Source organism: Thermococcus fumicolans (assembly GCF_055386755.1).
On sequence record NZ_AP042424.1, the window covers coordinates 1,553,150 to 1,577,364 of the forward strand.

Here is a 24,215-nt window from a genome sequence, read left to right on the forward strand (position 1 = left end):
CCACAAGGGGCTCAGGTACCTCCAACCAGGGACTTCCACTTCTCCCTCGTCCTCTTCCAGCACCCTGGCGGCATCAGCTCGCCCTCCGGACAGTAGCCTATCTGAATGCACCTCGGCCCGAGTTTGGCCCATTTTATGATTGGCCTCAGCTCCTCGTTCCTCGCTATCTCCTCCAGCATCTTCCAGGCAACTTCCCTTATCTCCCACTGGGCCCTCTCGCAGGCCCTCAGGCCAAGGAAGTGCTTGAGCTCGCGGAGGTTCATCGTCACGACGATCTTTGTCCTGACTGCCTGGGGAAGGATGAAGCGTGCGTCCTCTTGGTGAACCCTGGCGTTGTAAGTTTCTTCGTAGAGTTCGATGGCCCTTTTCATGAACTCCTTCCACCTCTCGTAGAGCTCTGGCTTTTCTTTCACGCTCTCAGGAATCACAAAGGTCTCCTCTACATCGTTTGGGTTTAATTTAATGTAACGCTGTGACTGTTGGGTATAACTTGCCAGTCTATGTCTCACTAATTGGTGCGAACATACGCGAGAACATCCCTCTATCGCAAAGGTCAGAACCGCGTGCTCCAGGATGGACTCGTGACCGTAGCCGAGAACCCTCGGGAGGTGCATCTTGACGTCCTTCTCGCCCATCCTCTCAAAGGCTTCCGTTTCCCACCCGTCCCAGTAGCTTATGAGGGCCGCCCATGTGACAGTTTCGAGCGGCTTTTTTGTATAATTGACAAGAGTCACCCGGATTTTATCCCCCATGTCGGCCACCGAGAATAGGAACGCCGGGGGTTTATTAGGTTTTTGAGACGGCAACAAAAATTAAAAGAGTGCCATCAGAAGATGGCCTCTTCCTCAGCTGGCGAGGGGGAGGCCTTCCCCGGGACTGAGTCCGGGAGGGAGAAGAACGCTACGATCTCCAGTATTGCGGCAATGAGCACCAGAAAGACACCGATCAGGACTATCGTCAACACCGCACCAATGATATACAGGAGGGCAACGGTGTGAAACATTCCAACGCCGGTCTCTGAGGCGATCATGTCGTAGCTCTGCTTCATGAACCAGGCCGCCAGTATCATAAGGATCGCCGCGATTACAGTGCCAAGTCCAATGGCTCCCAGGCCAAGACCCCCACCTGCCATGAAGAAACTTCCGAACAGGATAGCAGAGGCTATTATAGCCAGCACTGCCGACCAGAGGTACTTGCTGAATATCTCCTCGTTGCCGGTGGCCTCGGATATCTTCTTGACGCCAAGCAATTTAAGTATAAACCCTATAAAACCCAGACCAACAACGGTTAGTATGGCTCCAACGCCACCCCATACTTTTGCATCCTTCAACTCCGCCATGGGATCACCTCGACATTTTTGGGAATTCAATCTTTAAAACGTTTTCTTGTTTATCAAAGAAAACCGGGTATGCCGAAAGAACATGGGGAGCCAGTTTAGGGCATAGATGACATTACGTTTGGAAAACTTCTAGGACCTTAGATTCAAAGAATTTCAAAACAGACTTCTTTAATCCGACGAAAGGGTTATTAAATCCGCCCCCCAGCTTTAGACGGTGATGCACATGGTGGTTAGCCTAGCCGGAAGGGACGTTCTCTGCCTCCAGGACTTCACGAGGGAGGAGCTTGAGACTATTCTCAAGACGGCCGAGATGATGAAGATCTGGAACAAGATTGGAAAACCGCACCGCGTTCTCGAGGGCAAAACGCTCGCCATGATCTTCCAGAAGCCCTCGACCAGGACTAGGATCTCCTTCGAGGTCGGCATCTACCAGCTCGGAGGCTACGGCCTCTACCTCAACGCCCAGGATCTTCAGCTCAGGCGCGGCGAGACGATAGCAGACACCGCCCGCGTCCTCAGCCGCTATGTAGACGGAATAATGGCCCGCGTTTACGCCCACAAGGATGTGGAAGACCTCGCCAAGTACGCGAGTGTCCCGGTAATAAACGGTCTCAGCGACTTCTCCCACCCGTGCCAGGCTTTGGCGGACTACCAGACCATACTCGAGAAGAAGGGCAGGATCCAGGGCCTAAAGGTCGTCTACGTCGGTGACGGAAACAACGTCGCCCACTCCCTCATGATAGCCGGAACCAAGCTTGGAGCGAACGTCGTCGTCGCCACGCCCGAAGGATACGAGCCGGACAAGAAGGTCATCAAGTGGGCGGAGCAGAACGCGGCCGAGAGCGGCGGAAGCTTCGAGCTCCTCCACGACCCAGTCAAGGCCGTCAAGGACGCCGACGTCATCTACACCGACGTCTGGGCGAGCATGGGTCAGGAAGCAGAGGCAGAGGAGAGGAGGAAGATATTCCAGCCCTTCCAGGTCAACAGGGATCTCGTCAAGCACGCCAAGCCCGACTACATCTTCATGCACTGCCTCCCGGCCCACAGGGGCGAGGAGGTCACCGACGACGTCGTTGACAGTCCGAACAGCGTCGTCTTCGACGAGGCCGAGAACAGGCTCCACGCCCAGAAGGCCGTCATGGCCCTCGTCATGGGCGGGATTAAGGTCTGAGAGCTTTTCTTCTTCGCTTTGTTTTCCTACCTGACATTCCATCCTTCCGAAATTCTTAAAATTATCTTGATAAAGATTATCCCGGTGAAGATAATGTTCGTGAACCGAAAGAATGAGATGGCTCTACTCGAGAAGTTATACCACTCGGGAAAGAAGGAAGTGCTGATTCTCTACGGGCGTAGAAGGGTCGGAAAAACGGAGCTCGTGAAGAGATTCATTAGGGACAAGCCCGCCATCTACTTCCTCGCCGACAAGGATGGGTTGAGGGCCAACGCCAGGAGGTTCTACATCGAGAGCGCAGAAAAACTCGGTTTGCCGGAGGTTGAGGTTGACGACTTCAGAAGGGCCTTCGAGCTATTAAAACTCAAGGCCCCCGAGAGACTCGTCGTGGTAATTGATGAATTCTCCTACCTGCTGCTCACCGATAAAAACACACCGGCGGTTTTCCAGTACGTCGTGGATGAGATAATGGATGAGAGGTTTTTCCTCATACTCAGCGGCTCTCTCGTCGGACTGATGGAGAGCTTAATGGGCTACAACAATCCCCTCTACGGCAGGAGAACGGCCCAGCTCAAGTTAAAGCCCCTAAGTTTCTTCCATGTGGCCGGATACTTCCCAAAGAAGCCCCTGAAGACCGTGATGGAGATCTACTCAGTAACCGGAGGGGTTCCAATGTACTTCCGTCTCTTCAAGGGAGAGAACTTGAAGAAGGAGCTGATGGAGACCGTCTTTTCACCGACTTCAATTCTCTACGAAGAGCCAGAGTTCGTGCTCAGAGAAGAGCTCGGCGACGTTCACCGCTACTATCTAATCCTTGAGGCCCTGGCTAACGGGAGGCACAGGGTCAGTGATATCGCCCAGTACGCAGGAATAGAGACTAAGGACATGCCAAAATACCTTAGAACGCTGACTTCCCTTGAGCTCGTGAAAAGGGAAGTGCCAGTAACTGAAAGTGAGAGGAGTAAAAGAGCCCGCTACTACCTAAAAGACAACTTCTTCGCCTTCTGGTTCAAGTTCGTAAAACCTAACCGGGGGAAGGTCGAGATCGGGACGTTTGAGATGAATTGGGACGCTTTCAATACCCACGTGGGGAGGGCGTTTGAAGACGTTGCAAGACAGTTCTTAATCGAGCTCAACGGGAGGGGAAAGTTACCGTTCAGATTCACGAAAATCGGACGCTGGTGGAAGAAAAACGAGGAGATTGATCTGGTGGCTTTGAACGAGAGGGAAAAGAAGGCCCTGTTCATCGAGGTGAAGTGGAAGGAGTTAAGAAAACTGGAAGCAAGGGGAATTTTAAGGGACTTGGAGAGGAAGGCAGGCCTCGTTGGGCTTAAGGGCTGGAACGAAAACTATGGGGTGGTAGCCAAAAAAGTGAAGGACAAAGACGAACTGAGGAGGGAGGGCTACCTCGCTTGGGACTTGGACGACTTTAGGAGACTGGTTGAGGGGCCATCCTGAGTTTTTCTCAATAAAATTCTATTTTCATTTCATAAAAGGGCCAATTTGTGAAAGTGGACTTTCATAAACGGCACTCGAAGCTGAAGAAACCAAAAGGAAAAGGTGTCTATCAACATCCGCAGAGAAAAGCAGAGCCCAAAAACTAACGAACGCTCCGCCCTAACCCTTCGGCGTGAAAATTACGATGTACTTATTGGGACCCGGGCCCCTCCCGCCGACTATGTATATCCTCCGACCATCCCAGGCACCCGGAGCCTGCCCGAGGGGATAGGGGAGGATGCCAACTTTTGTTAGGGTCTTATTCTCGGGGACGAAGAGATAGACGTTACGGCTGAAGTTGAGATTGTCGTCAAAGCCACCAAAGATGTATATCCCCCTGTCAGTCGCCACCGCCGTCCTGGCCCAGTATTTATCGGGAAGCCTAACCGGCGCCCAGACAAGGCTTCTTGAGAGGGGATCGAAGACCGCTATCCTGTCACCGTGTACGAGGTATCCCCTTCCCTTGTACCACACGGCCGCATACTGTGAAGTTCCCGGAAAGACGAAACCCTCCGGGAAATCGAGATCGAGGCGTTGAAACCTCTTTGCATAGGGATCAAATGAATAGGCGGAGAGGTTTCTATCCAGGAACCTGACGAATAGATAGGCCTTTGAGCCGTCCCAGAGGAGGGAGAGCTGGTCGTAGTCCCTAAAGGGCATCTCCACGAATTTCCTCATGCCCCCGTTCTCAGGGTTATACGCGTAAACGACCGGGATTAGGGTGGGGTTGCCGGAGTTCATGCCCCCAAAGAGCAACACCTCGCTGTTTACCCACAGAGCGGGCACGTCCACCACGAAGGGGACATCGAGTCTGCCGATCAGTTCTGACTTCCCATCCCCCAACCAATACACCCTGTGCTCGACTCTCTCCCCCTTAAGCAGAACCTTAACGCTAGCTATGAAGGTCGAGTTGTCCACCTTCACGAAAAACCCGTTCCCAAGCCCTGCTAGGGCATCATGGTCGATCTCCACGAGCTCGACGTCGCCAACAACGTGAATGCCATCGGAGTTCGATCCAAGGGCGTTCCACGCCCAGTAATAGCTATCCCCACCACAATGAAAAGGACAGCGAGAGGAACGCCACGCCTCATGCCATCCACCCCAACACAACGGTGCGGGCTGTTTCCGCCCAGCACGGGATAAATTACTTACTGGATCCAGCTATTTTAGTTTTTCGGTACTGGATTAATGTCTGTACTCATGAGCCAATTAAAAGACCGACCCGCCACCCAAGAACCTTTTAAACCCCTCCCCCAACTCCCAACCATGCTCGAAAAGCTCTTCAGCCTCGGCTACTCCAAGACATTCGCGGAGCGCTATTATCAGCTCTGGGGCGAGAGGGCATTAGCTATAGCCGAGGCGATGGAGAAGCCCCTGCCGAGGTGCTTCCGCGTCAATACGCTCAGGATAGAAGTTCCCAGGCTCACCAAGCTCCTCAACAAGAAGGGCTTCCAGTTTAAGCGCGTCCCCTGGGCGAGGGAGGGCTTCTGCCTCACCCGCGAGCCCTTCTCGATAACCTCAACGCCAGAATATCTCAGTGGCCTCATCTACATCCAGGAGGCAAGCTCGATGTACCCCCCGGTTGCATTGGAACCTAAGCCCGGCGAGACCGTCGCCGACATGGCGGCAGCACCAGGCGGGAAGACAAGCTATTTAGCTCAGCTCATGGAGAATGAAGGGATAATCTACGCCTTCGACGTCGGCGAGGATAGGTTAAAGGAAACCCGCCTGAACCTCTCCCGCCTCGGCGTTACGAATACCGTCTTAATCCACAGCTCATCGCTCCACATAGACGAGCTCGGAGTCGAGTTCGATAAAATCCTTCTCGATGCCCCATGCACCGGCTCCGGAACGATACACAAGAACCCAGAGAGGAAGGCAAACAGGACGATGGAGGACGTGAAGTTCTGCCAGAACCTGCAGATGAAGCTCCTCGAGAAGGGACTGAGCGTTCTGAAGAAAGGTGGAACCCTCGTTTACTCCACCTGCTCCCTCGAGCCGGAGGAGAACGAGTTCGTGATACAGTGGGTTCTGGACAACTTCGACGTTGAGCTCCTCCCGCTCCGCTACGGCGAGCCGGCTTTGACGAACCCCTTCGGAATCGAACTGAGTGAGGAGATAAAGAAGGCGAAGCGCTTCTATCCCGACAGGCACGGAACGAGCGGCTTCTTCGTGGCAAAGATAAGGAAGCTTTAGTTAATCCTTGGACTCGGCGACGAGGCGCTCGTCGAGCTCCTTCAGCCTCTTCGATACGTCCTCGCTGAGGTGCTTCTCCAGCTCTTCTCTCGCTTTTTGAGCCAGCTCAAACTTCGAGTCGTACTTTCCTAGGGAGGTCCAGTGTATCTTCTTGCCCTCGACGAAGACGTCTATGTCGCACAGGCGCTTGTAGCCGACGTACTCGATGCCCTTCAGCAGGAACTTGACGCGCTCGGGCTTCTCCCACGTCAGGAGCTTGAGCTTGTAGACCGGGACGCGCATGAAGGGCCTCGGGTAGTCCCAGTCCCAGCCTTCCCCAACGATGAAGCCGAGGTCGAGGTCCTCTATAACCATCATCAGCCGCTCGATGTTCTCCTCGTAGCGCTTCTCAGTGTCGTAGATCTTGATGGTCAACTCGTTCCACTCGGGCATCAGCTTGAGCAGGAGGAGCGGGGCATCGAGGAGGAGCTCCCTGTAAACTTCGAGGAAGTTGCGCCTTACGAGAACGGCCCCCTCTATGTCCTCTGGGCCTATGGGGGAGTTGAGCTTCTTTCTTGTGATGGCTATTATGGTGTCCCTAGCTTCTCCCTCGTCGAGGGCGCTCCTTATGTCCATGACCTTGCCGGAGTATTTTTCTGAGATCAATTCAAGGGCTTCTTCAACCTTCTGCGGAACCCTGAGGAAGAGAAGCGTGCTCTCCACGTGAACCTTCTCAATCGGGAGGTTCCTGTTTATGATCTCGCTGAGAACGAGGGGGGCGTGGAACCTCACGAGAAAGCCCGTCTTCGGGGGAAGGGTCTCCTTCTGCCACTCGTCGGTGACGAAGAGCACGGTTTCAAACTCGCTGCTGCTCCGTATTGCCTCTTCCGTGCTTACCTCGGCCACCCCAAAGACATCCTCCAGAGCGGACTTGACCGCATCGAGGTGCGGTGTTCTCAGGAACACTATCGACGGCCCAAAGCGGATAACCTTCATCACAATCCCCTCCAGGTCTTGTATCCCCTATCAAAATCCGTTCCACCAGGGTATTTAACCCTGTAAGTCCTCCCGCTCGGGAGGAGGACGAAGTTAACGCCGAGGACACCGTTTAATCCCTTATCAATCAGCTTGAAGTTGTGGCCGTAGAGCCTGAAGTCCGCCTCTTTATCCACCACATCCTTCCAAGTGTGACCGAGGGCGAACCTGAAGCCTTCGATCTCCACGACGGTACCTGGTTCCACAACTGCATCACCGAAGAACTCCCTCACCAGCTCGGGATCGTCTTCGTTGCCCGGAACTACGTAAAGCCTTGCCCCAGAGCCCTTTAGAACCCTTGCGAGCTTTCTCAGGGCTCCTTCGTAGAGTGGCCTTAGGTCCGGCCTCCTCTCCAGCTTAACGTTGTCCGCCATATCCCCGGTGTGGATAAGGTAATCAGGCCCCGTTTTTTCTATCAACCCCTCGATGAAGCGGTAAACGCTCTCGGGAGTGTCGCTGACGTGCATTACCCTCGTCTCGTCAGAGGCTGAGATCTCCGCAAGCACGTCCCTCTTAAACTGGAGTCTCCTGAGGATCCCTAGCACCATAGGAGGAGTTCGTCCTTGGGCTATATTAGCCTACCGCATGCACCGATAACCTTTAAAAATCGGCTTGGAAGAGATGATCCGGGGGTGAGGATCATGAGGGGGAAGGCAATAATCCTTTCCTACGCCGGTAGCCACGAGCACCAGCACAACCACCACATGATCCTCAAGCCCCTTGGAGTGAACGACAGGGGAGGGGCCGGGGCCCTCATAGGGAGGAAGGTGGTCTGGAAGAGCCCCACCGGCAAGAAGATGTTCGGTAAGATACTCAGGCCCCACGGCAACCGGGGCGAGGTGAAGGCCTACTTCAAGCCCGGGCTCCCGGGACAGGCCTTGGGTGATTACGTCGAAATCCTTTAAACGCCCCTAACCTTTTCTTTCCATTGGTGGGAGACGTGGAGTTTACCGAGATCAGGGAAGGTCTCGCGAGGATCCTAGTTCCAAAGGCGGAGAGGATATACGACGCACCCGTATTTTACAACCCGGTTATGGCCCTCAACAGAGACATAAGCGTCCTCGCCCTCAAAGTCCTCTCCCCCGAAAGGGTTCTGGACGCTCTCTCTGCAACGGGAGTAAGGGGGATCAGGTACGCTCTCGAAGCCCCTGCAAATGAGGTGTGGATGAACGATATAAACGAGGAGGCGTTCAAACTCATTCTCGAAAATCTGAAGCTCAACACAGGCGTTGAGCCCGAGTTGAGCGGGAACCGGGCAACAGTGGAGGAACCCGGTGGGAAGATTCTGGTCGCAAACATAGGAGACGCGAACAGGCTGATGGCTGAGAAGTTCCGGTACTTTGACTTTCTCGACCTGGACCCCTTTGGCTCCCCCATGGAGTTCCTGGACACCGCCCTTCGCTCCGTTAAGAGGAAGGGGGTGCTGGGAATAACCGCCACCGATACCGGTGTTCTTTGCGGGGCCTACAGGAACGCCTGCAGGAGGAAGTACCTGGGGGAACCCATAAGGGGTGAGCTCTGCCACGAGGCCGGCCTGAGGATTTTGATAGGTGCGGTTGTTAGGTATGCCGTAAAGTACGACCTAGGTGTTGAGGTTCTACTTGCCTATTACCGGGACCACTACTTCAGAGCGTTTCTAAAGCTGAGGAGCGGGGCCAGAAAAGGGGATGAAACCCTAAATCAGCTCGGGTATCTGTGGCAAGGGGAGGATGGGAGCTTCGAATACGAGAAGTCCTTCCTCCCGGCAAAGAAAAACGCCTACGGGCCCATGTGGCTCGGCCCATTGAAAGATCAGGGATTCGTGGAGAAGATGCTGGCGATAGCTAAAGAAAGCGAGCTCGCCCATAAAAAGACCATCCCCTTCCTAGAGACCATTGTTCAAGAGCTGGACGTTCCCTTCCACTACGACACGCACGCCTTGGCAAGGAGAAACGGACTTGAGCTAAGGAAGGTGGGGGAGGTAATAGACGAACTCAGGGAGAGGGGGTACAGGGCGACCAGAACACATTTCTCCCCAACGGCGGTGAAAACAGACGCTCCTTTTGGAGCCGTCCTAGAGATACTGGCCGGAAGACCCAAAAGCAAATAAACGAGAGCACCCAACCATACAAAATGGTGACGTACCATGCCCGGAGCACATATGGGAGCCACACCGGATATGGCCCTCTTCGGGCTCGGCATGACCGCGATGGTAGTGGGATGGCTGATAGGCCTCATAATAGCGGCCTGGTTCATGGAGATGGGGGCCAAGCTGGCTGGGATCAAAGACGTTACGCTGGGCAAGAGCTTCATAGCGATACTGGGTGGCGGAATAATCGCGGCGATAGTGGCGATGGTCCTGTTCTTCCTGCCGGTCATAAACATCATCATCGCGATAGTAGCTTACGTGTGGGTTATCAAGACAGTCTTCAACACCGGCTGGGGAAAGGCCTTCGTGGCCCTCATACTGGCAATAATTCTCGAGATAGTCGTTGGGGTGGTTATAGCCCTACTGATAAGTGCCCTGCTCTGAATTTTTATTTTTCCCTTTAGCGGTGGCCACAAGGTATAAATATTCCAACACCGTTATTTCCTCGATGGCCCTGGTGTTCCACACTCTCGCTGAACCAGAGGAGATAAAACCCCTCGAGGAGTTTCCCTTTGGAATAAGAAGGGGTAGCTCCTTAGCCGTTCTCTTCTCAGACGAGCTCTCCGAGGCCTTTCTGGTATCGCGTATAGAGGCTGCCTTCCTGGAGAAGGGCAGTGTATACCACGTTCAGATCGGCGGGGGCTTCAGCCTAGGGATACTCAGAAGGATCAGGGATGATCTGAGCGGTTTTTACTTCGGAACAGCATACAAGATGTCGACGGTAATGGAGGCTGTGAACGCCGTAGAACCCGGCTCCACGCTCGTAGTTTCAAGGTTCCCCCTGGTAAAGGGCAAAAGTGCAGACGGGATCATGGAACTCCTGGAAACCGCCGGGGAGAGGGACGTAACACTCCTCCTCACGCACACCCCACTAGTACTGAACGAACTAGACCTAGCGGGTGAATTCCTCTCGCACTACCTCGTCCCCGAGCTCTTCGACTACCTCTTCGTGGCCAGGGTGAGTTCCTACAGGGGGCACTACAGGCTCAACGTTTCTCTCCTCCGTGCCCCAGCAGATCTCGTCAAATACCTGGGAGAACACTCGATACCCGTGGACGCCGAAATAAGGCAGATACTACAACCCTAGTCTTCTCAGACCCTCGACATCAGAAACGTCCACAAGGAATCCGCGGAGTGCAGATAGAAACGGAAAAAGAAAGAGGGGAAATCACTTCCTCCTTCTGAGGAGGAGTGGGATTATTGCTAGTCCAACTAGGGCCGCTGGGCCACAGATTCCACCCTTGCCCTCGGTCGTAGTGGTGGTTGTAGTAGTTGTTGTGGTGGTCGTAGTGGTTGTAGTAGTGGTTGTCGTCGTAGTAGTCTGGAGTGGAGTAAGCTTCACACTCTTCTTGACCTCCTTCCCAGCCTCAATAGTGACCGTAAAGCTCTCCTCCCTGTAGCCGTCCTTCTTGACAACAACCTGGTGCTGGCCAACGCTCAGAGTGTACTTCTCGAGAGGCGTGGATCCAACCTCCTTGCCATCGATGATGACGGTGGCGCCACTCGGGTCTGAGGTGAGTGTAAGGGTGCCGGTCAGCGGGGTGAGCTCGACGTTGAAGCTGAGCTCCTTGTTCTCCTGGATGGACACGTTAAAGCTCTCCTCCCTGTAGCCATCCATCTTCACGACAACCTCGTGAGTACCCACCGGGATCCTGTACTTCTCTATTGGGGTCTTGCCGATCTCCTGACCGTCAACGAGGACGGTAGCGCCAACGGGTGTGCTGTTAATGGTCAGCATTCCGGTCTTTGGAATGAGCTCGACGTTGAAGCTGAGCTCCTTGTTCTCCTGGATGGACACGTTAAAGCTCTCCGGGTAGTAGCCGTTCTTGGTTACCGTGACCTCGTGGAGCCCAATCGGAACCCTGTACTTCTCAATCGGAGTCTTGCCGATCTCCTGGCCATCAACGAGGACGGTAGCGCCAACAGGTGTGCTGTTAATGGTCAGCATTCCAGTCCTCGGAATGAGCTCTATCGGGACCGAAAGCTCCTGGCCAGCTACTATAGAGACGTTGAGGGCCTCGTCGAGGTAGTTGGGCGCCGTAACTTTGAGCTCGTGGAGCCCTGCCGGGAGGAAGTAGTGCTCGATGGTGCCCTTTCCGATCTCCATGCCGTCAATGTAGACCGTGGCATCAGCCGGCTCCGGGGTGACCGTGATGTAGCCGTACTCCTCCGGGAGCATTGCAACGGTTGCTAGTTTCTCGCTCTCGACGTTGTAGCTCTTCAGCTGCTCCTCCTGGGTCGGTACGAAGCCAGTTGGAGCGAGGAGGTCCATAACGCGCGGGGCGACACCGGCTATGATGGCATCGGCGTCACCGCCACCGACCCTCCACTCCTCGGCCTGAACGCTAACGTCCCTCCATGTGTCGACACCGAAGCCATCCTGCGAACCAACGAGGACGGTGTAGTAGGTGTCGGAGTTTATTGTGAGGTACTCCTTCGGAACGGTGACTATTACAGTGTTGGTTGAGAGGTCCGCGGTGGCCTTTATCGGTATGGTCGTCATGTTCGGAAGGACGAGGTCGCTGCCCCAGCCGTGGACCCTAAGGGCAACGTCCCACGGGTGGTAGGGGTCGATGTTAACGTTCGCTCCTGGCCCGTTGTCGGCCAGCTTAATCGCTGAGGTAGTGCCACCGGCCTTGAAGTCGAAGTAAGCTTCAATTATCTGGAGGCTGAAGCCGTTCGGAGCAAACCATGGGTTGCCGCCCAAGTTCTTGAAGTGGAAGTACATGACGTAGTTATCGGCTGTCTCATAGACGGTGAAGCCGGTAAGGTCAAAGAGCCCGGTGTGGTTGAAGACCGGGTTGGTCGGGTAGGTGTAGGTTCCTGGACCGTTGTCGTCTCCCTCGGGGTCGCTGACGCTGAGGACCTTCTTCATACCGGTGAGCTGGGTGAACTGGGCGGAAGTCTCAACGGCCTCGGCTGAAGTCTCGACAACCCTAGCATCGGTGTTAACGAGCTCGAGGGAAGTGTCCTTGATGGTGAGGTTTGAATCCTGAACCTCTATGGTAACGGGCTTGGCGAGCGAGCTGTCAGGTATGGCAACACCTGAAAGCGGCAGTGCCGCCACAAAAGCGTTGTCGTCCATCTCACCGCCGATGTAGGCGGCGTCCTCCTCGAGTATGACCGCGTTCAGGGCACCAGCCGTCTCAGTCTCGTACACCAAGGCCTTGATCACCGTTCCGTCATCAGTCAGTTTCATAACGAAGGGCTTTCCGTCCATGGTGCCGACGGCCAGTATTACACCCTTCCTGCTGTACATGTTCTTGATGAAGACCCCCTTGTAGAGCTTCTGCCACTTCGGGTTGCCGTAGTAGTCGAACTTTATGAGAACGGTTCCCTCGTCGGTGATTATCGAGGTCACGGTACCCTTGTAAACGGGAACTATAGCGGTAGCCTTCTCCTCGCCGGGGCCCCCTATGGCCTTCTGCCAGTAGATCTTGCTGCCATCGCCCTTGAACTTAACAACCCACGCATCATCCTTAACTATTCCGGCACCGTTGGCCCAACCAACGGCGTAGTAGTACTTGTAGTCCTTGAGGACGTTGGTGAAGCCGTAGTTGCCCTCTCCCTGGAGGACCTTCTGCCAGGTGGGGCTTCCGTTCTGGTCAAAGCCAACTATCCACGGCTGGCCGTTGTAGCAGCCGACAAAGGCGTTGCCGGAAACTGCAAAGGCCTCCTGATTGCCGTCACCGCCTATGGCCTTCTGCCAGACGACGTTCCCGTCTTTATCGAACTTGACGATCCAGGCATCGTTCTTGGTTATCCCGGCACCGTTGGCCCAACCAACGGCCAGGTAGCCTTCACCGTAGGCCCTAACATCGCTGAGGCCGTAGTTACCGCTGAAGGCCTTCTGCCAGGCCACGGTACCGTTCTCGTTGAGCTTTACAATCCAAGCGTCAGAGTGATCAACCCCTGCACCGTTGAGCCATCCGACAAAAACGAGCCCCGAGTCACCGTAAGCGAGTGAAACAACGCTGCCCTTCTCTGCCTGATAAAGGCCTGTCCAGAAAACATTGCCTGACTCAGAAGCGCTGGCGAGACCGATGCTGGCACCGAACCAGAGCGTACTTCCAAGCAACAGGAATATCAGGGGAAGCACTTGCAGCTTCCTGTTCTTCACTTCTTTAAATCCGTTTTTGGATTTCACGAACCTTCACCTCCCGCGATGGGGTTCAATACTCTTACTGTGGTCATGTTTTTAACTTTATTGCCCATAGGCCGTTTATGGGCAGATTAATTTGGTATGGGTTCCTAATAAAACTAACGTCTAAGAAGGGTTTTAATTTAAGGTAAAAGAAGCTCTACGACCCACGCAACTCGGGCGTGACAACCACAACTTCTTAAAGCCCCGAACCCAACTGGGGTGGGGGATTGACGATGGAGATTGGGGTCGTCGGAAAGCCAAACGTCGGAAAATCAACGTTCTTCTCGGCCGCGACCGTGGTTGACGTTGATATCGCCAACTACCCGTTCACGACGATAGACGCGAACGTCGGGGTCACGTACGCGAGGGCAGAGCATCCATGCAAAGAGCTAGGCTGCACACCGAACCCCCAGAACTACCAGTACCGGGACGGTATAGCATTGATACCAGTCAAGATGATCGACGTGGCCGGCCTCGTACCAGGTGCTCATGAGGGCAGGGGACTGGGAAACAAGTTCCTCGATGACCTGAGAATGGCCTCAGCGCTAATTCACGTCATAGACGCGACGGGGAAGACGGACGCCGAGGGCCAGCCTACAGACCATCACGACCCGGTCGAGGACATAGAGTTCCTTGAGAAGGAGATAGACTTCTGGATATACGGCATATTGAAGAAGAACTGGGACAAGTTCTCCAAGAGGATAAAGCTCCAGCACATGAAGCTCGAGCAGGCAATAGCCGACCACCTGTCCGGGATAGGCGTTAGGGAAGAGGACGTGTGGGACGCGCTCCATAGGCTGGGGCTGGAAAGCGATCCCACGAAGTGGAGCGATGAGGATCTGCTCAACTTCGTCCACGAGCTCAGAAAGGTAAACAAGCCGATAATCATAGCAGCCAACAAGGCCGACGCGGCCGCGGATGCCCAGATAGAGAGGCTCATCAAGAAAGGGAAGAGCAGGGGTTACATTGTCATCCCCACGAGCGCGGCCGCGGAGCTGACCCTCAGAAAAGCCTCCAGGGCGGGGTTCATAGACTACATACCCGGATCCGGTGATTTCAAGATCCTCAAGAAGATGAACCCTAAGCAGGAGAAGGCGCTTGAGCTCATAAGGGAGAAGGTGCTCGACCGCTTTGGTTCAACCGGCGTACAAAAGGTCATCGATACGGCCGTCTTTGAGCTCCTCAAACTCGTTCCAGTGTATCCAGTAGAGGACGAGCACAAGCTGACGGATCAATTCGGCAACGTTCTGCCCCACGTTCACCTGCTCCCAAAGGGCTCCAACCCCCGCGACCTAGCGTACAAAGTCCACACAGATCTTGGCAAGACGTTCCTCTACGCCGTCAACGCGAGAACCCACAGGCGTGTCGGTGACGACTACGAGCTCCAGTTCAACGACATAATCAAAATAGTCGCAACGGCTCGCTAAGTGCTTGGGGGAGTTTTCCTTTATTCTTCCATCTTCTCGCGGATTAGCTCCTGGTAGAGCCGAGGTTCAACGTCGGACTCACTCAGCCCCAGCGTTCCCGCTACTTCCCGTATCCTCCTCTTGGCCTCCCCCACGTCGTCCGAGATAACCTCAATGTCAAGAAAGGAGCCGAGGCCTTCCACCTCGTTCAACTCAAAGGTCACGTTTCCTAGTTTGTAGACGAGGCGGCGCTTTCTGACCACCACGTCCTCCCTAAAGCCGAGTCGTTTTAGTATCTCCACGGCTGTTTCAAAATCGGAAACCTCAACCTCAAGCTCGTCGAACTCCTCGTTCTTCCCGGGATCCTCAATGTACTTGTAGGTAAGGAAAGACCTCCCAAGGTTTTCAACCCTCCTGACCCTGAGGAGCTCTGGAAGGGGCACGGAAAAGTACAGATCCTCCTGGATTTCCTCTCCCTCAAAGCTTGCCCCAAGGGCCTCTATCCTTTCCTTTATGGTGTCGAAGTCGACCCTGAACTTGACCTCGATCTCCATCGAGTCCACCAATGAAAATTGTAAGGGATCAAACGTCAACCAAGAAGCCCACCAAATCGCTTCCCTTCTTTATCTCGTCCAGGAAGTATACGTGGACCCCCTTGAGGGTTGGCAGCGTCTTTATGTTCTCGTCTATGAAGTTCTCCAAGCTCTCCCCGTCCTCTCCGCCGATGAGGGCGATCACCGTGTCCTTTCCGCTCTTGGCCACGAAGAGTACGTTCGAGAGCATCGAGAGGGTCCTCATGATGTGGTTAACGTAACGCTCGAGGAAGTCCTCGATTATCGGGGTCTCGGCCTGCAGAACCACCAGGGCAACCTTCTTCGGCTGAAGGGCCTCTCCGAGAAGTATGGTGTAGTGGTCTATCGCACCCTTCTCAAGGAGTTTCTTGATTCTAAAATGTATGGTTGATTCCGGCCTGTTCAACTTCTCTGCTATCTCCGAGATCGTAAGCCTCGCGTCCTTTTTTAGAAGCCTGAGAATCGCCCTATCAAGATCGTCGAGCTGAATCATCCTGCTCCCCTCCATCTGGGATAGTCTTCCTCTACCCCGATCTGATCTAGGATCCTCCAGATTATAAAGTTTACGATATCATCCAAAGTTTTGGGCCGAGTATAAAATCCTGGAGAGGCAGGCATGACCACGGCACCCGCCCGGGCCACCTTGAGCATGTTCTCGATGTGGATCACGTTTAGGGGAGTTTCCCGGATCAGGAGGACGAGCTTTCTCCGCTCTTTTAGTGCCACATCCGCAACGCGGGTGATCAAGCTGTCCGTGATGCCGTTGGCTATCGAAGCTAGGGTCTTCATTGAGCAGGGCGCTATTACCATGGCATCGAAACGGTACGATCCCGAGGCTACAGGCGCAAAGAGATCATCCTCACTGTAATCCGGTTCTAAAACAACTCCAAGTTCGTGCTTCGCCACGGCTATGCCCGTTTTTGACGCAAGTAGGATGACCTCGTGTCCCATAGATCTAAGTTTCTCAGCGAGCCTAACACCGTAGACGCTACCGCTGGCGCCGGTGATGGCAACGACGATACGCATCTTTCCGTCCGCCGTACCCATGAGCGCGTCCCTTCGGGTGTACGATCGATCCTTTTTAAGCTTACCTAATTATAGGGGAAGCACGTAGTGGGAACGAAAGTTTTAATAGTTCCATCATAAGATCAGCAAATGGTTTTAGGGGATGGCGATAATCGAAACACTGAGCAAAGCCGCAGTTGACGTCGCGAAGAGCGTGGGGACAAGGGTAGTCGTTTTTCTAGCCGAACCGCCTGCGGAGGTGGAAGAAAGTCTAGTTTCAACCACGGACTTAACACTCGTGATCGTTGGGCCCGTTTTCGACGTCAAGCACCCGAGGCGCATACGGCTCTCAATACCTCCCAACCTCGACCTGGAGAGCACACTGAACCTGGTATCCGCCTTTCTGATAGAACAGCAGCTGGTCAAGGAGGGTGAATCCTTCGTCTACATAACCTCGGAGATCCTGGGCGTGAGAACAGTCAAGAGGAACCTATTCGCCATGAACGGCTTCTTCGCCCAGGCCCAGTCGGTCGTTCAAAGGCTTCTGGAGATAGCGATAGAGCTGAGCATTGAAGGCCGGGAGGGCTACCCAGTTGGAACCCTGTTCGTGGTGGGGGACGTTAAGAACGTCCTAAAGCACTCTCACAGCATGCTGCCGAACCCGTTCAGGGGCCACAAGATAAACGTCCTGGACAGGGACAGCAAGGAGATCATAAAGGAGTTCGCCCAGCTCGATGGGGCCTTCATAGTGAGCTCCCGGGGAAGGATAGTCTCGGCGGGAGTTTACCTCGAAGTCGATCCCAAGGGGCTGGATCTGAGGTTGCCCCCGGGCCTGGGGACGAGGCACATAGCGGCAGCTGGAATAACAAAGCTCACGAAGGCGACCGCCATAAGCCTCTCCGAGAGCGGCACCATAAGGATCTTCAAGAACGGAATGATGCTGCTCGAGTACAACCCGAGGATGAAATATTGAGAGGGATCAAAACTTTTTATCCCCCTCCACGAGCTTGCCGCCAATTATCCTTAGAATCCTATCGCTTACCCTTTCAAGCCTTGGATCGTGGGATGTTATTATCATGGGAACGCTTCCCCCCAGCTCGGAAATCAGTTCCACGATTGTCTCCGAGTTTTCGGCATCGAGCATTGAAGTTGGCTCGTCGAGGAGTAAAAGCCCCGGGTTGTCCGATAGCACCATCAGAAGCTCTGCCCTCTTCAGCTCACCGCCGCTCAACTAGTCCGGATGTTTATCAAGAACGGCTTCAATGTTCAGTCTCTCCGCGAGTTTTCTAACGGCCTCCGCATCTATGCTTTTTCCCCTCCCCTTGGCGTAGAACAGGATGTTCTCCCATACTGTAAGCTCCTTTATCATCCTCCCCTCCTGAGTCAGATAGCCAATTTTTCTCCGGACTTCAAGGGCGCGTTTCTCGTCCTTTGGCTCCGTCCCAAAGACTCTGACCGAACCGTGTAGCGGCTGTACTAATCCGAGGATCGCTCTCAGTATCGTCGTTTTTCCACTTCCCGAGGGCCCCATAATCAACACCGTCTCCTTTTCTTGAAGAGAAAACGTAACCCCTCTGAGTGCCAAAACCCCACCTGTGTACGTTTCGTATTTCACGAACACGTCCTCGAACTCAACTACGCCCATTTTAATCACCCCAGACGAAGATATGAGGTGGCTTGAAGAGCGATTTAACAATGAGCCGTCCGCTCTCCACCGACATTTTCGCCTCCGTGTAGTTGAAGCCTATATAGGCGTCAGTGAAGAGGGCCACCACTAGCAACAACACGACTGTGGAGACAACCAGTATTGAGGCAAAAACAAAGATTGCATTTATGGTCTGTCTCTTGAGGGTTTCCTCATCGATCCCGCGGAGTTTTGAGTACCTCTTGGCTTCCAGGTACTTGGATATTATCACTCCAAGGATAACCAAACCTACGATACAACCAGCCGACCCAAAAATTAGGGCAAGCTCTTCCAGGTACTCACCCAAGAGGCCTAGAATGGAGACGTTGCTGTATCCAACCAGGTTGAAATACTCATTGGAGCGGGATATTTCGGCAACTATCTTTCCAGTGGATATGAACTCTGGCAGAATCCCTATGGCGAGGGTATAAGCGGAAAAAGCGAGCACTAGGGTGTACTGCCAGAGAATCCTCTCATAGTAAGGTAGGGGATTCCTCTTCTGGAACAGGGCTATGAGTCTTCTTATCAACTGCTCGGATAGTACTCCGTAGTACAATCCCATAAGCGGGGATAGGGCATAGAGAAATGCTAGGAATATAACGAGGAACCCCCAGCCCCGGCTCATCAGGACTACACCGTTAATCCTCAGGTAACCGAGTACGATGAAGGAGGCAGTTAGTAGAGGTAGGAGGAATGTTCTTAGCCTTCCCTCTCCGCGGAGCTTCTGTGAAATCAGCAGAGTTAAGTATGAAAGCAAAACCACGGCACCACCCACTAAAGCCGAGGGAGATTTACCGTAGACCGCACTGAATACCCCATAGGAAATGAGGACTGCCAATAAACAGGCACCTAGGATCGTTAGATCTACAACTCTGCGGTGATTTTCGGTCATCCCCCGCAGGGAGAGGAGGGTGAGGTCTCCCATCAGTTGCCTGTAGAATAAAGACGAAGTGTAGAGGAGCAACATGAACAATGGGAGATAAAGCACCACTAAAAGCCCGCTGTATCCAACGAAGAACTTGAGCACGTACCCCCTTGAATCTTTTACGAGGTTCACTATGTCGCCCTTCTCCAGAAATATTGTCACCGGTACTATTGGGTGTCCCTCATCGGCAAGCTTCCACAGCTCTTCTTCACTGTAATTGTAGTAGTTGCCGTTATAATAGAGCGCTCTTTTGTCACTTGTAGGGCTTCTCACTTCCAGGTAGACGGTTTTATTCCTGAAGATGGAGAGCCCCTGGTAGGCATCCCAGAGGACCTTGGGAAAGAGCTGGTTTGGTATTGTCTCCTTAACTATCGTCTCAAGCCTCGAGACGTTTTTTACTGGATGTCTAAAGTTAACCGCAGTGTAAACTAGCAGGCTGAGCCCATTTTCCACTGAGGGAGGCCTTCTAAGATTCCGAACGCAGGCGCTGAGAACCCAGTCTTTAAGTGGAGCAACGACCTGTACGTACGGAACTCCGGAGTCCTCAGTTGAAAGAAGGGGGTAACCCAGGGCTGTTCTCGTTGCTTCTACGACGCTAACGTTTCTACCAAAGAACTGCGAAAGAACAACCTCGGGATCCATTCCCGGAGTGAGGTTTGAATCGAGTATTACGATGGTGTTTTCAGGCAAAACACCGTTGTTAGCGTTAATATGGAACCCAAACTTACTGAGGGACGAGAGATTGTCCGTCAGGTACACCACCACGTTGATCTGTTTTCCCATAAACGTGACCGGTTTAATATCGCTCCATGAGAATCCAACGAGGGGTTCTGTACTGAAGTTCCCGGTAGTCATATCTCTTTTAAGCGAACCTGTGAACTCTCGGATGTCGTCCATAAGGGGATAGCCGGAGGATATCTCACCGGGCAGGAGAAAACGGGTGAAGTAAACAACGTGGGGCCTGTATTCCCTGAACTGGTACTCCACGTTTTTATCCACTAAGGCATCGACCTGGAGTACTAAATGGAACACCGTAAAAGACACCACGAGGAGGGATAGAAAAACCATGACAAAACTCTTCTTCCTTGCGATTATTTTGAACAGGTAGCCTATCATTTCAGCACCTCCTTAGATTATACATGGTTGCCATTCCTCCGATGTAGATGATGAGAGAACTGATAATACCTCCTGCGGTTATTTTTGTGATATTGCCAAGTAGCGGGACGTTTGAGAGTAGCCGGAGGAGGACGAAGAGAAAGGCCAGTAGAGCCAGTGTTTTTCTGCGATTGCACGAGCCCACAAGGCAGAGGACAGGGTACGCAAAAGCCACGCCCATCTCTCCAACTTTAACGACCCAGTACTCTACCGGGAACGCCTTTAGAACGAGGGTCTTTCCCGGATTGCTCATCTTGTAGAGTATGAGGATCGAGAGAAAATCAGCCGTTCCAACGATTCCAAAGAATGCCCCAAATAGTTTATTCCAAAGAGCCCCCATCGCACTCACCCGCACTCTGGAGCGAACATGTGGTACCAGGCCCAGAAGACCTCAAGGTAGTGCTCATCGATCTGAACAGGACTAGCACCTGACTTCATAAGATCACTGTTCCTGAGGTAGACGAGATAATTCAGTGATGAGCCCCACAGGACGTTCATGTAAGGATCGGCTCTCACCTGCCTAGCGAAGTTCTCAAGCAACTGTGCAGCCTTTCGGGGAGAATAGTTCTCGTCCAAGTTCCTTTTAAGCAGTGTCTCGTTTGATGCAAGTATCTCAACTGATTTTTCGAGGAAGCGCCTGACCTCTACATCCCAGGTTCGGTTGGTGCTCCTAAGCCGGTACGAGGTCGTGATGAATTTTCTGATCTTAAGGGACAGGTTTCTATAGTACTCGTAGGAAAAGCAGGGCTTCCCGTACATGGCCAAGGCCTTTTCCCTGTACTTTTCAAAATTCTCCAGCCGGTGGAGGGATATGCATGCCTCGACTTCAACATCGGGGCTGATGTATCTGGACTGCACAAGATACGAGATCTTCCCGAGTGTAAATGAGATATCCATATCCAAATCGGTGAGCAGTATGATTCCAATGAGGTCCCTTTTTTGGGTCATATTTAGTGACAGGTTTTTGTACAGGGTATAGATCCTATCCCCCACCGCCCTCAGGGAAGTTAAGTTCTTCGTTATGGTGCAGTTGTGGGGGGAGTCATCGAGGGCATTCCACATGTAGGGCCCGTAGACGAGCTTTTCAGTGTCTCCATGAAGGGCATCGCTTTCGTTGAGGATCTCGTTAAAGACCCGGGCGTAGGGCGACTTCTCCCGGGAACTCACATTGTCTCTTTCTGATTTAGAAGTTTGGGAGTTTCTGACGGTGTCGACCGTCATATATACGGCACTTAGCATGAGCAGCGCAAAAATAAAAACCAAAAGCGGGGCAAGGACACTTTTTCTAGGTTTCATGGCTTCATCCCCCGCTTTTTCGTTATCCTCCTCAATTTGAAGGGACTAAGATCACTTCTGCATCCACATTGTGAAGTACCACATAATCTGTTTTCACTGGGACGAAGGTTCCCCCACCCCATATGTTGTCAGGGATCCAATATCCAGCAACTACTGTATACCTCGTGTCCAAGTCTATTAAGTTTGAATATATAGGTTTATGTTTGAGAGCCCAGTTGTTGAGCCCTCCGAATACTATGGTGTCATAGAGAATTCCATATTTTGCTTCATAGTACGTCTGCCCAAGGAAGCTACTTGTCTTTAGATTAATAGTCAAATGAGAAGTTTGCTCCCCACTAACACGGGGATCGTTACTCTCTAAAGCATCAAATAGCCACGAAAGACCAATGGGGGATCCCGCCAGAGACAAAACAGCATCAAAGGCAGTTTTGTAAATAGATTCTAACGCATCATAGGGTTCTGAGGAGCCTGACAGATAACTCTTTCCACTGACAAAGGATATCTCTATCTCTGGATCCGCGCCTGATACGTAGTAATCCTCATATTTCCTGACCTGAATCTCTGGATAGAAGTAGGTGCAAAATATCTTTAGGGTGCATGTCGTCCAAGAGTTGCCGTCTTCTTTCTTGAAGGAAGATACTCTTTTTGCTTCTTGACTAATTATGGGAGGAAAATCTGTGTCAGGGATGTATATTGTTATTTTTTTGGGCATGTAAGGCTTTAAATAGTCTGGGACGTCGGGTTCTATAGCCTCCGGAGATCCTTGGACAGCATAGAACTTGCCAAGAAGGTGTCCATCGGAAGTATACGTTTTTGAAACTTCGTCCTGCTGCACCCACCCCGCGTTTACTGGAACTGCAACTAACGTACTGAAGAGAAAATCCAGGGCAATCAACAAACTCAACAACTTCTTCATGGTTTACCTCCCCCAAGAGACATGTCCGACAATCAACGTCGGGCAGATTAAATACTGCACAACGTAGTATATAAATTTTATGGTGTCAATTAACAAAATTGTGTAAATTGGAGGAACAAAACTCCAGAGAGCAGTAATAAAACAAAATGAGAACAAAAAGATAGAAACCTCAGAACAGCCACTGGTTCTCTATGCACTCGTCGCACGGCGGTTTTTCGCCGGCTATCGCCTTGAACTTCTTGTAGATGCACTCCGGCAGGCCGAGCGGGCAGCGGTCTGGGTACTGGCCGGGCCTCACTTTCGTCGGATCGAGCTTTATCTTGATGAAGGCCTCGTACTCTTCAACTTTCTTCCAGGGGAGGACCTTCGCCCCGTAGATGACCAGGTTGTCGTATATCTTCGCGTAGTCCCCTACCACGGCGTTCTCCTTGAGGATGACGTTCTTTCCAACGACGACGCCTTCGCCGAGGATGCTGTCCTTTATCTCCGCTTCGGATTTGACTATGTCGCTTCCGATTAGGATCGCGCGCTTGAAGTAGGCCTTATCCTCGACTATCGTGTTGGGCCCTATGTAGGTGTAGGACTTTATCTTAACCCCGTGGCCTATCTTGGCCCCCTCATCGATGTAGACCGGCCCCTGTATCTCAACGTCCTCGGGAACCTCCGCAGTCTCTTTTATGGTCATGTAGCCGTTCTCCTTGGCTATCTCGTCCATCGCTATCTGGTGGGCGTAGAAGAGGTCGTCCGGTGTTCCGAGGTCGACCCAGTAGACGTCACGGGGCATCCTATAGGCGTAAACCTCGCCCCTGCCGACGAACTTGGGGAGAACCTCCCTCTCGAAGTAGACCTCCTTGTTCTTCGGTATCTCCTCGAGCACTTTCTTGTTGACCACGTAGATGCCAGCGTCGACGAGGTTCGTTTTGGGTCTGTGGGGCTTCTCCTCGAAGTGGACGACCTTTCCTTCCCCGTCGGTCTCGACGACACCGTAGCGCTCCGGGTCGTAGACCTTGGTAACGGCGACTGTAACCAGGCCGCCGTTCTTCCTGTGGGCCTCTATGAGCTCCCTGAAGTTGAAGTTCGTAAAGACGTCGCCGTAGACAACGAGGAAGTCCTCATCAACGTAGTCCTCAACGTTTTTGAGGGCCCCACCCGTCTCGAGCGGCATCGGGTCGTTGACGAAGCGTATGTCCTTGGGATAGTCCGCCATCTTCTCGTCTATGAACTCCCTTATCTCACCGCGCATGTAGTGAACCGACAGGATGACCTCGTCAACCTCACCGATCTTCCCGAGGCTTTCGAGAAGGTACTGAAGGTTGGGCTTGCCCAGAACGGGAACCATCGGCTTGGGTCTTGTGGATGAAATCGGCCTGAGCCTTGTGCCAAAGCCCCCAGCGAGAATAACCGCCTTCATGGTATCACCGGTATTATCTCGGAGGGGGAGCTTATATATTTTACGGCCGTAAAATATATCCCCGGAAGTGAGTAAACGAAGCCTAGTGAACTCCCTTCCCCTTCTCGGAGAGGGTGAAGCCGACCAGTATCTTGTCCCCAACCCTCGTGCAGGATCCAGGGCATACCCTCCTCAGTGGACAGCCTTCACAGGCCGAACTCCCAAGCTCGACCTTCTCCACGTACCCCATGCTCTCGAGGATCTTTATAGCCCCGTCCACCTCATCCTTAGAAACGTCCAGTTCCAAGGAGATCTCGTCGGGTGTCTTTCCTTCCTTCAACAGTTCGAGAACCCTCTCAAGGGAAAATGAAGACATG

General features: G+C 53.0%; 26 protein-coding genes. 9 read left to right on the forward strand and 17 right to left on the reverse strand.

The genetic code is table 11. The features are described 5' to 3' along the window. Nucleotides 1-11 precede the first annotated feature (11 nt). Both thyX and ACZ5AM_RS08675 read right to left on the reverse strand, forming a co-directional pair. Complete coding sequence (gene thyX / locus ACZ5AM_RS08670; protein ID WP_464916094.1) at nt 12-752, reverse strand: FAD-dependent thymidylate synthase; 741 nt, start codon at nt 750-752, stop codon at nt 12-14. Nucleotides 753-826: 74 nt separating this feature from the next. Beyond that, nucleotides 827-1,339 carry a DUF996 domain-containing protein gene (locus ACZ5AM_RS08675; protein ID WP_464914586.1) on the reverse strand — a complete coding sequence of 171 codons (513 nt, stop codon included), beginning with the start codon at nt 1,337-1,339 and terminating at the stop codon, nt 827-829. 223 nt (nt 1,340-1,562) lie between these two features. On the opposite strand from ACZ5AM_RS08675, the gene argF reads away from it, so the two are divergent. Both argF and ACZ5AM_RS08685 read left to right on the forward strand, forming a co-directional pair. Continuing rightward, nucleotides 1,563-2,510: an ornithine carbamoyltransferase gene (gene argF / locus ACZ5AM_RS08680; protein ID WP_464916095.1), complete on the forward strand. Its 948-nt coding sequence runs from the start codon at nt 1,563-1,565 to the stop codon at nt 2,508-2,510. 93 nt (nt 2,511-2,603) lie between these two features. Beyond that, the gene (locus tag ACZ5AM_RS08685) at nt 2,604-3,968 is read left to right on the forward strand and encodes an ATP-binding protein (protein ID WP_464916096.1); all 1,365 of its coding nucleotides are present in this window, start codon (nt 2,604-2,606) and stop codon (nt 3,966-3,968) included. Between the two features lie 159 nt (nt 3,969-4,127). On the opposite strand, the gene ACZ5AM_RS08690 is transcribed toward ACZ5AM_RS08685, so the two are convergent. After that, nucleotides 4,128-4,979, reverse strand: a complete 852-nt coding sequence (locus ACZ5AM_RS08690; protein ID WP_464914587.1) for a Kelch repeat-containing protein — start codon at nt 4,977-4,979, stop codon at nt 4,128-4,130. A gap of 294 nt (nt 4,980-5,273) precedes the next feature. Between ACZ5AM_RS08690 and ACZ5AM_RS08695 the strand changes: the two genes are divergently transcribed. After that, the gene (locus ACZ5AM_RS08695; protein ID WP_464914588.1) at nt 5,274-6,203 is read left to right on the forward strand and encodes an NOL1/NOP2/sun family putative RNA methylase; all 930 of its coding nucleotides are present in this window, start codon (nt 5,274-5,276) and stop codon (nt 6,201-6,203) included. On the opposite strand, the gene ACZ5AM_RS08700 is transcribed toward ACZ5AM_RS08695, so the two are convergent. Together ACZ5AM_RS08700 and ACZ5AM_RS08705 are read right to left on the reverse strand one after the other, a co-directional pair. Continuing rightward, nucleotides 6,204-7,178, reverse strand: a complete 975-nt coding sequence (locus ACZ5AM_RS08700; RefSeq protein WP_464914589.1) for a hypothetical protein — start codon at nt 7,176-7,178, stop codon at nt 6,204-6,206. It lies immediately after the preceding gene. Further along, nucleotides 7,178-7,765: a metallophosphoesterase family protein gene (locus ACZ5AM_RS08705; protein WP_464914590.1), complete on the reverse strand. Its 588-nt coding sequence runs from the start codon at nt 7,763-7,765 to the stop codon at nt 7,178-7,180. Before ACZ5AM_RS08705 ends, ACZ5AM_RS08700 begins: the two co-directional genes overlap by 1 nt. A gap of 93 nt (nt 7,766-7,858) precedes the next feature. Here ACZ5AM_RS08705 and ACZ5AM_RS08710 point away from each other — a divergent pair, with 93 nt between their 5' ends. From ACZ5AM_RS08710 to ACZ5AM_RS08725, 4 genes are all read left to right on the forward strand, one after another. Then, complete coding sequence (locus tag ACZ5AM_RS08710) at nt 7,859-8,122, forward strand: 50S ribosomal protein L35ae (RefSeq protein ID WP_464916097.1); 264 nt, start codon at nt 7,859-7,861, stop codon at nt 8,120-8,122. A 35-nt stretch (nt 8,123-8,157) separates the two neighbouring features. Then, a complete protein-coding gene (locus ACZ5AM_RS08715; RefSeq protein ID WP_464916098.1) occupies nt 8,158-9,306 on the forward strand; it encodes a tRNA (guanine(10)-N(2))-dimethyltransferase in 1,149 nt (382 codons plus the stop codon). Nucleotides 9,307-9,357: 51 nt separating this feature from the next. Next, complete coding sequence (locus ACZ5AM_RS08720) at nt 9,358-9,729, forward strand: hypothetical protein (protein WP_464914591.1); 372 nt, start codon at nt 9,358-9,360, stop codon at nt 9,727-9,729. A 64-nt stretch (nt 9,730-9,793) separates the two neighbouring features. After that, complete coding sequence (locus ACZ5AM_RS08725; RefSeq protein WP_464914592.1) at nt 9,794-10,432, forward strand: hypothetical protein; 639 nt, start codon at nt 9,794-9,796, stop codon at nt 10,430-10,432. Between the two features lie 81 nt (nt 10,433-10,513). On the opposite strand, the gene ACZ5AM_RS08730 is transcribed toward ACZ5AM_RS08725, so the two are convergent. Then, nucleotides 10,514-13,465 (reverse strand): glucodextranase DOMON-like domain-containing protein, encoded by a 2,952-nt coding sequence (locus ACZ5AM_RS08730; RefSeq protein ID WP_464914593.1) that lies wholly within the window; start codon nt 13,463-13,465, stop codon nt 10,514-10,516. A gap of 257 nt (nt 13,466-13,722) precedes the next feature. Between ACZ5AM_RS08730 and ACZ5AM_RS08735 the strand changes: the two genes are divergently transcribed. After that, nucleotides 13,723-14,916, forward strand: coding sequence for a redox-regulated ATPase YchF (locus tag ACZ5AM_RS08735; protein WP_464916099.1), 1,194 nt, complete (start codon nt 13,723-13,725; stop codon nt 14,914-14,916). Nucleotides 14,917-14,936: 20 nt separating this feature from the next. Here the strand turns inward: ACZ5AM_RS08735 and cyaB are convergent, their stop codons facing one another. The 3 genes from cyaB to ACZ5AM_RS08750 are packed head-to-tail and all read right to left on the reverse strand — an operon-like array spanning nt 14,937 to nt 16,493. Beyond that, nucleotides 14,937-15,449, reverse strand: coding sequence for a class IV adenylate cyclase (gene cyaB / locus ACZ5AM_RS08740; RefSeq protein ID WP_464914594.1), 513 nt, complete (start codon nt 15,447-15,449; stop codon nt 14,937-14,939). A gap of 28 nt (nt 15,450-15,477) precedes the next feature. Beyond that, complete coding sequence (locus tag ACZ5AM_RS08745; protein WP_464914595.1) at nt 15,478-15,960, reverse strand: Lrp/AsnC family transcriptional regulator; 483 nt, start codon at nt 15,958-15,960, stop codon at nt 15,478-15,480. Then, the gene (locus ACZ5AM_RS08750; RefSeq protein WP_464916100.1) at nt 15,957-16,493 is read right to left on the reverse strand and encodes a UbiX family flavin prenyltransferase; all 537 of its coding nucleotides are present in this window, start codon (nt 16,491-16,493) and stop codon (nt 15,957-15,959) included. Before ACZ5AM_RS08750 ends, ACZ5AM_RS08745 begins: the two co-directional genes overlap by 4 nt. Before the next feature lie 142 nt (nt 16,494-16,635). Between ACZ5AM_RS08750 and ACZ5AM_RS08755 the strand changes: the two genes are divergently transcribed. Then, entirely contained in the window at nt 16,636-17,445 is an 810-nt protein-coding gene (locus ACZ5AM_RS08755; protein ID WP_464914596.1) for a DNA integrity scanning protein DisA nucleotide-binding domain protein, read from the forward strand. Between the two features lie 6 nt (nt 17,446-17,451). On the opposite strand, the gene ACZ5AM_RS08760 is transcribed toward ACZ5AM_RS08755, so the two are convergent. From ACZ5AM_RS08760 to ACZ5AM_RS08795, 8 genes are all read right to left on the reverse strand, one after another. Beyond that, complete coding sequence (locus ACZ5AM_RS08760) at nt 17,452-17,703, reverse strand: AAA family ATPase (protein ID WP_464914597.1); 252 nt, start codon at nt 17,701-17,703, stop codon at nt 17,452-17,454. Then, nucleotides 17,704-18,117 (reverse strand): ATP-binding cassette domain-containing protein, encoded by a 414-nt coding sequence (locus ACZ5AM_RS08765; protein ID WP_464914598.1) that lies wholly within the window; start codon nt 18,115-18,117, stop codon nt 17,704-17,706. A gap of 1 nt (nt 18,118) precedes the next feature. After that, the gene (locus ACZ5AM_RS08770; protein ID WP_464914599.1) at nt 18,119-20,197 is read right to left on the reverse strand and encodes a hypothetical protein; all 2,079 of its coding nucleotides are present in this window, start codon (nt 20,195-20,197) and stop codon (nt 18,119-18,121) included. 1 nt (nt 20,198) lies between these two features. Next, nucleotides 20,199-20,576, reverse strand: coding sequence for a hypothetical protein (locus ACZ5AM_RS08775; RefSeq protein WP_464914600.1), 378 nt, complete (start codon nt 20,574-20,576; stop codon nt 20,199-20,201). A gap of 5 nt (nt 20,577-20,581) precedes the next feature. Next, complete coding sequence (locus tag ACZ5AM_RS08780; RefSeq protein ID WP_464914601.1) at nt 20,582-21,532, reverse strand: hypothetical protein; 951 nt, start codon at nt 21,530-21,532, stop codon at nt 20,582-20,584. Nucleotides 21,533-21,563: 31 nt separating this feature from the next. Further along, nucleotides 21,564-22,448 (reverse strand): hypothetical protein, encoded by an 885-nt coding sequence (locus ACZ5AM_RS08785; protein ID WP_464914602.1) that lies wholly within the window; start codon nt 22,446-22,448, stop codon nt 21,564-21,566. A 169-nt stretch (nt 22,449-22,617) separates the two neighbouring features. Continuing rightward, on the reverse strand, nt 22,618-23,859 hold the full coding sequence (locus ACZ5AM_RS08790; protein WP_464914603.1) for a sugar phosphate nucleotidyltransferase: 1,242 nt from the start codon (nt 23,857-23,859) through the stop codon (nt 22,618-22,620). A gap of 82 nt (nt 23,860-23,941) precedes the next feature. Continuing rightward, nucleotides 23,942-24,214 carry a DNA-binding protein gene (locus tag ACZ5AM_RS08795; RefSeq protein WP_464914604.1) on the reverse strand — a complete coding sequence of 91 codons (273 nt, stop codon included), beginning with the start codon at nt 24,212-24,214 and terminating at the stop codon, nt 23,942-23,944. Nucleotide 24,215: the final 1 nt, after the last annotated feature.

Bases quoted from the DNA above. Each gene is read 5' to 3' on its own strand.
- thyX (WP_464916094.1), bottom strand. From the start codon at position 752: ATGGGGGATAAAATCCGGGTGACTCTTGTCAATTATACAAAAAAGCCG.
- ACZ5AM_RS08795 (WP_464914604.1), bottom strand. From the start codon at position 24,214: ATGTCTTCATTTTCCCTTGAGAGGGTTCTCGAACTGTTGAAGGAAGGA.
- ACZ5AM_RS08725 (WP_464914592.1), top strand. From the start codon at position 9,794: ATGGCCCTGGTGTTCCACACTCTCGCTGAACCAGAGGAGATAAAACCC.
- ACZ5AM_RS08735 (WP_464916099.1), top strand. From the start codon at position 13,723: ATGGAGATTGGGGTCGTCGGAAAGCCAAACGTCGGAAAATCAACGTTC.
- ACZ5AM_RS08695 (WP_464914588.1), top strand. From the start codon at position 5,274: ATGCTCGAAAAGCTCTTCAGCCTCGGCTACTCCAAGACATTCGCGGAG.
- ACZ5AM_RS08765 (WP_464914598.1), bottom strand. From the start codon at position 18,117: ATGGGCGTAGTTGAGTTCGAGGACGTGTTCGTGAAATACGAAACGTAC.
- ACZ5AM_RS08790 (WP_464914603.1), bottom strand. From the start codon at position 23,859: ATGAAGGCGGTTATTCTCGCTGGGGGCTTTGGCACAAGGCTCAGGCCG.
- ACZ5AM_RS08685 (WP_464916096.1), top strand. From the start codon at position 2,604: ATGTTCGTGAACCGAAAGAATGAGATGGCTCTACTCGAGAAGTTATAC.
- cyaB (WP_464914594.1), bottom strand. From the start codon at position 15,449: ATGGAGATCGAGGTCAAGTTCAGGGTCGACTTCGACACCATAAAGGAA.
- ACZ5AM_RS08710 (WP_464916097.1), top strand. From the start codon at position 7,859: ATGAGGGGGAAGGCAATAATCCTTTCCTACGCCGGTAGCCACGAGCAC.
- ACZ5AM_RS08755 (WP_464914596.1), top strand. From the start codon at position 16,636: ATGGCGATAATCGAAACACTGAGCAAAGCCGCAGTTGACGTCGCGAAG.
- ACZ5AM_RS08785 (WP_464914602.1), bottom strand. From the start codon at position 22,448: ATGAAGAAGTTGTTGAGTTTGTTGATTGCCCTGGATTTTCTCTTCAGT.
- ACZ5AM_RS08745 (WP_464914595.1), bottom strand. From the start codon at position 15,960: ATGATTCAGCTCGACGATCTTGATAGGGCGATTCTCAGGCTTCTAAAA.
- ACZ5AM_RS08700 (WP_464914589.1), bottom strand. From the start codon at position 7,178: ATGAAGGTTATCCGCTTTGGGCCGTCGATAGTGTTCCTGAGAACACCG.
- ACZ5AM_RS08770 (WP_464914599.1), bottom strand. From the start codon at position 20,197: ATGATAGGCTACCTGTTCAAAATAATCGCAAGGAAGAAGAGTTTTGTC.
- argF (WP_464916095.1), top strand. From the start codon at position 1,563: ATGGTGGTTAGCCTAGCCGGAAGGGACGTTCTCTGCCTCCAGGACTTC.
- ACZ5AM_RS08780 (WP_464914601.1), bottom strand. From the start codon at position 21,532: ATGAAACCTAGAAAAAGTGTCCTTGCCCCGCTTTTGGTTTTTATTTTT.
- ACZ5AM_RS08675 (WP_464914586.1), bottom strand. From the start codon at position 1,339: ATGGCGGAGTTGAAGGATGCAAAAGTATGGGGTGGCGTTGGAGCCATA.
- ACZ5AM_RS08750 (WP_464916100.1), bottom strand. From the start codon at position 16,493: ATGCGTATCGTCGTTGCCATCACCGGCGCCAGCGGTAGCGTCTACGGT.
- ACZ5AM_RS08705 (WP_464914590.1), bottom strand. From the start codon at position 7,765: ATGGTGCTAGGGATCCTCAGGAGACTCCAGTTTAAGAGGGACGTGCTT.
- ACZ5AM_RS08720 (WP_464914591.1), top strand. From the start codon at position 9,358: ATGGGAGCCACACCGGATATGGCCCTCTTCGGGCTCGGCATGACCGCG.
- ACZ5AM_RS08775 (WP_464914600.1), bottom strand. From the start codon at position 20,576: ATGGGGGCTCTTTGGAATAAACTATTTGGGGCATTCTTTGGAATCGTT.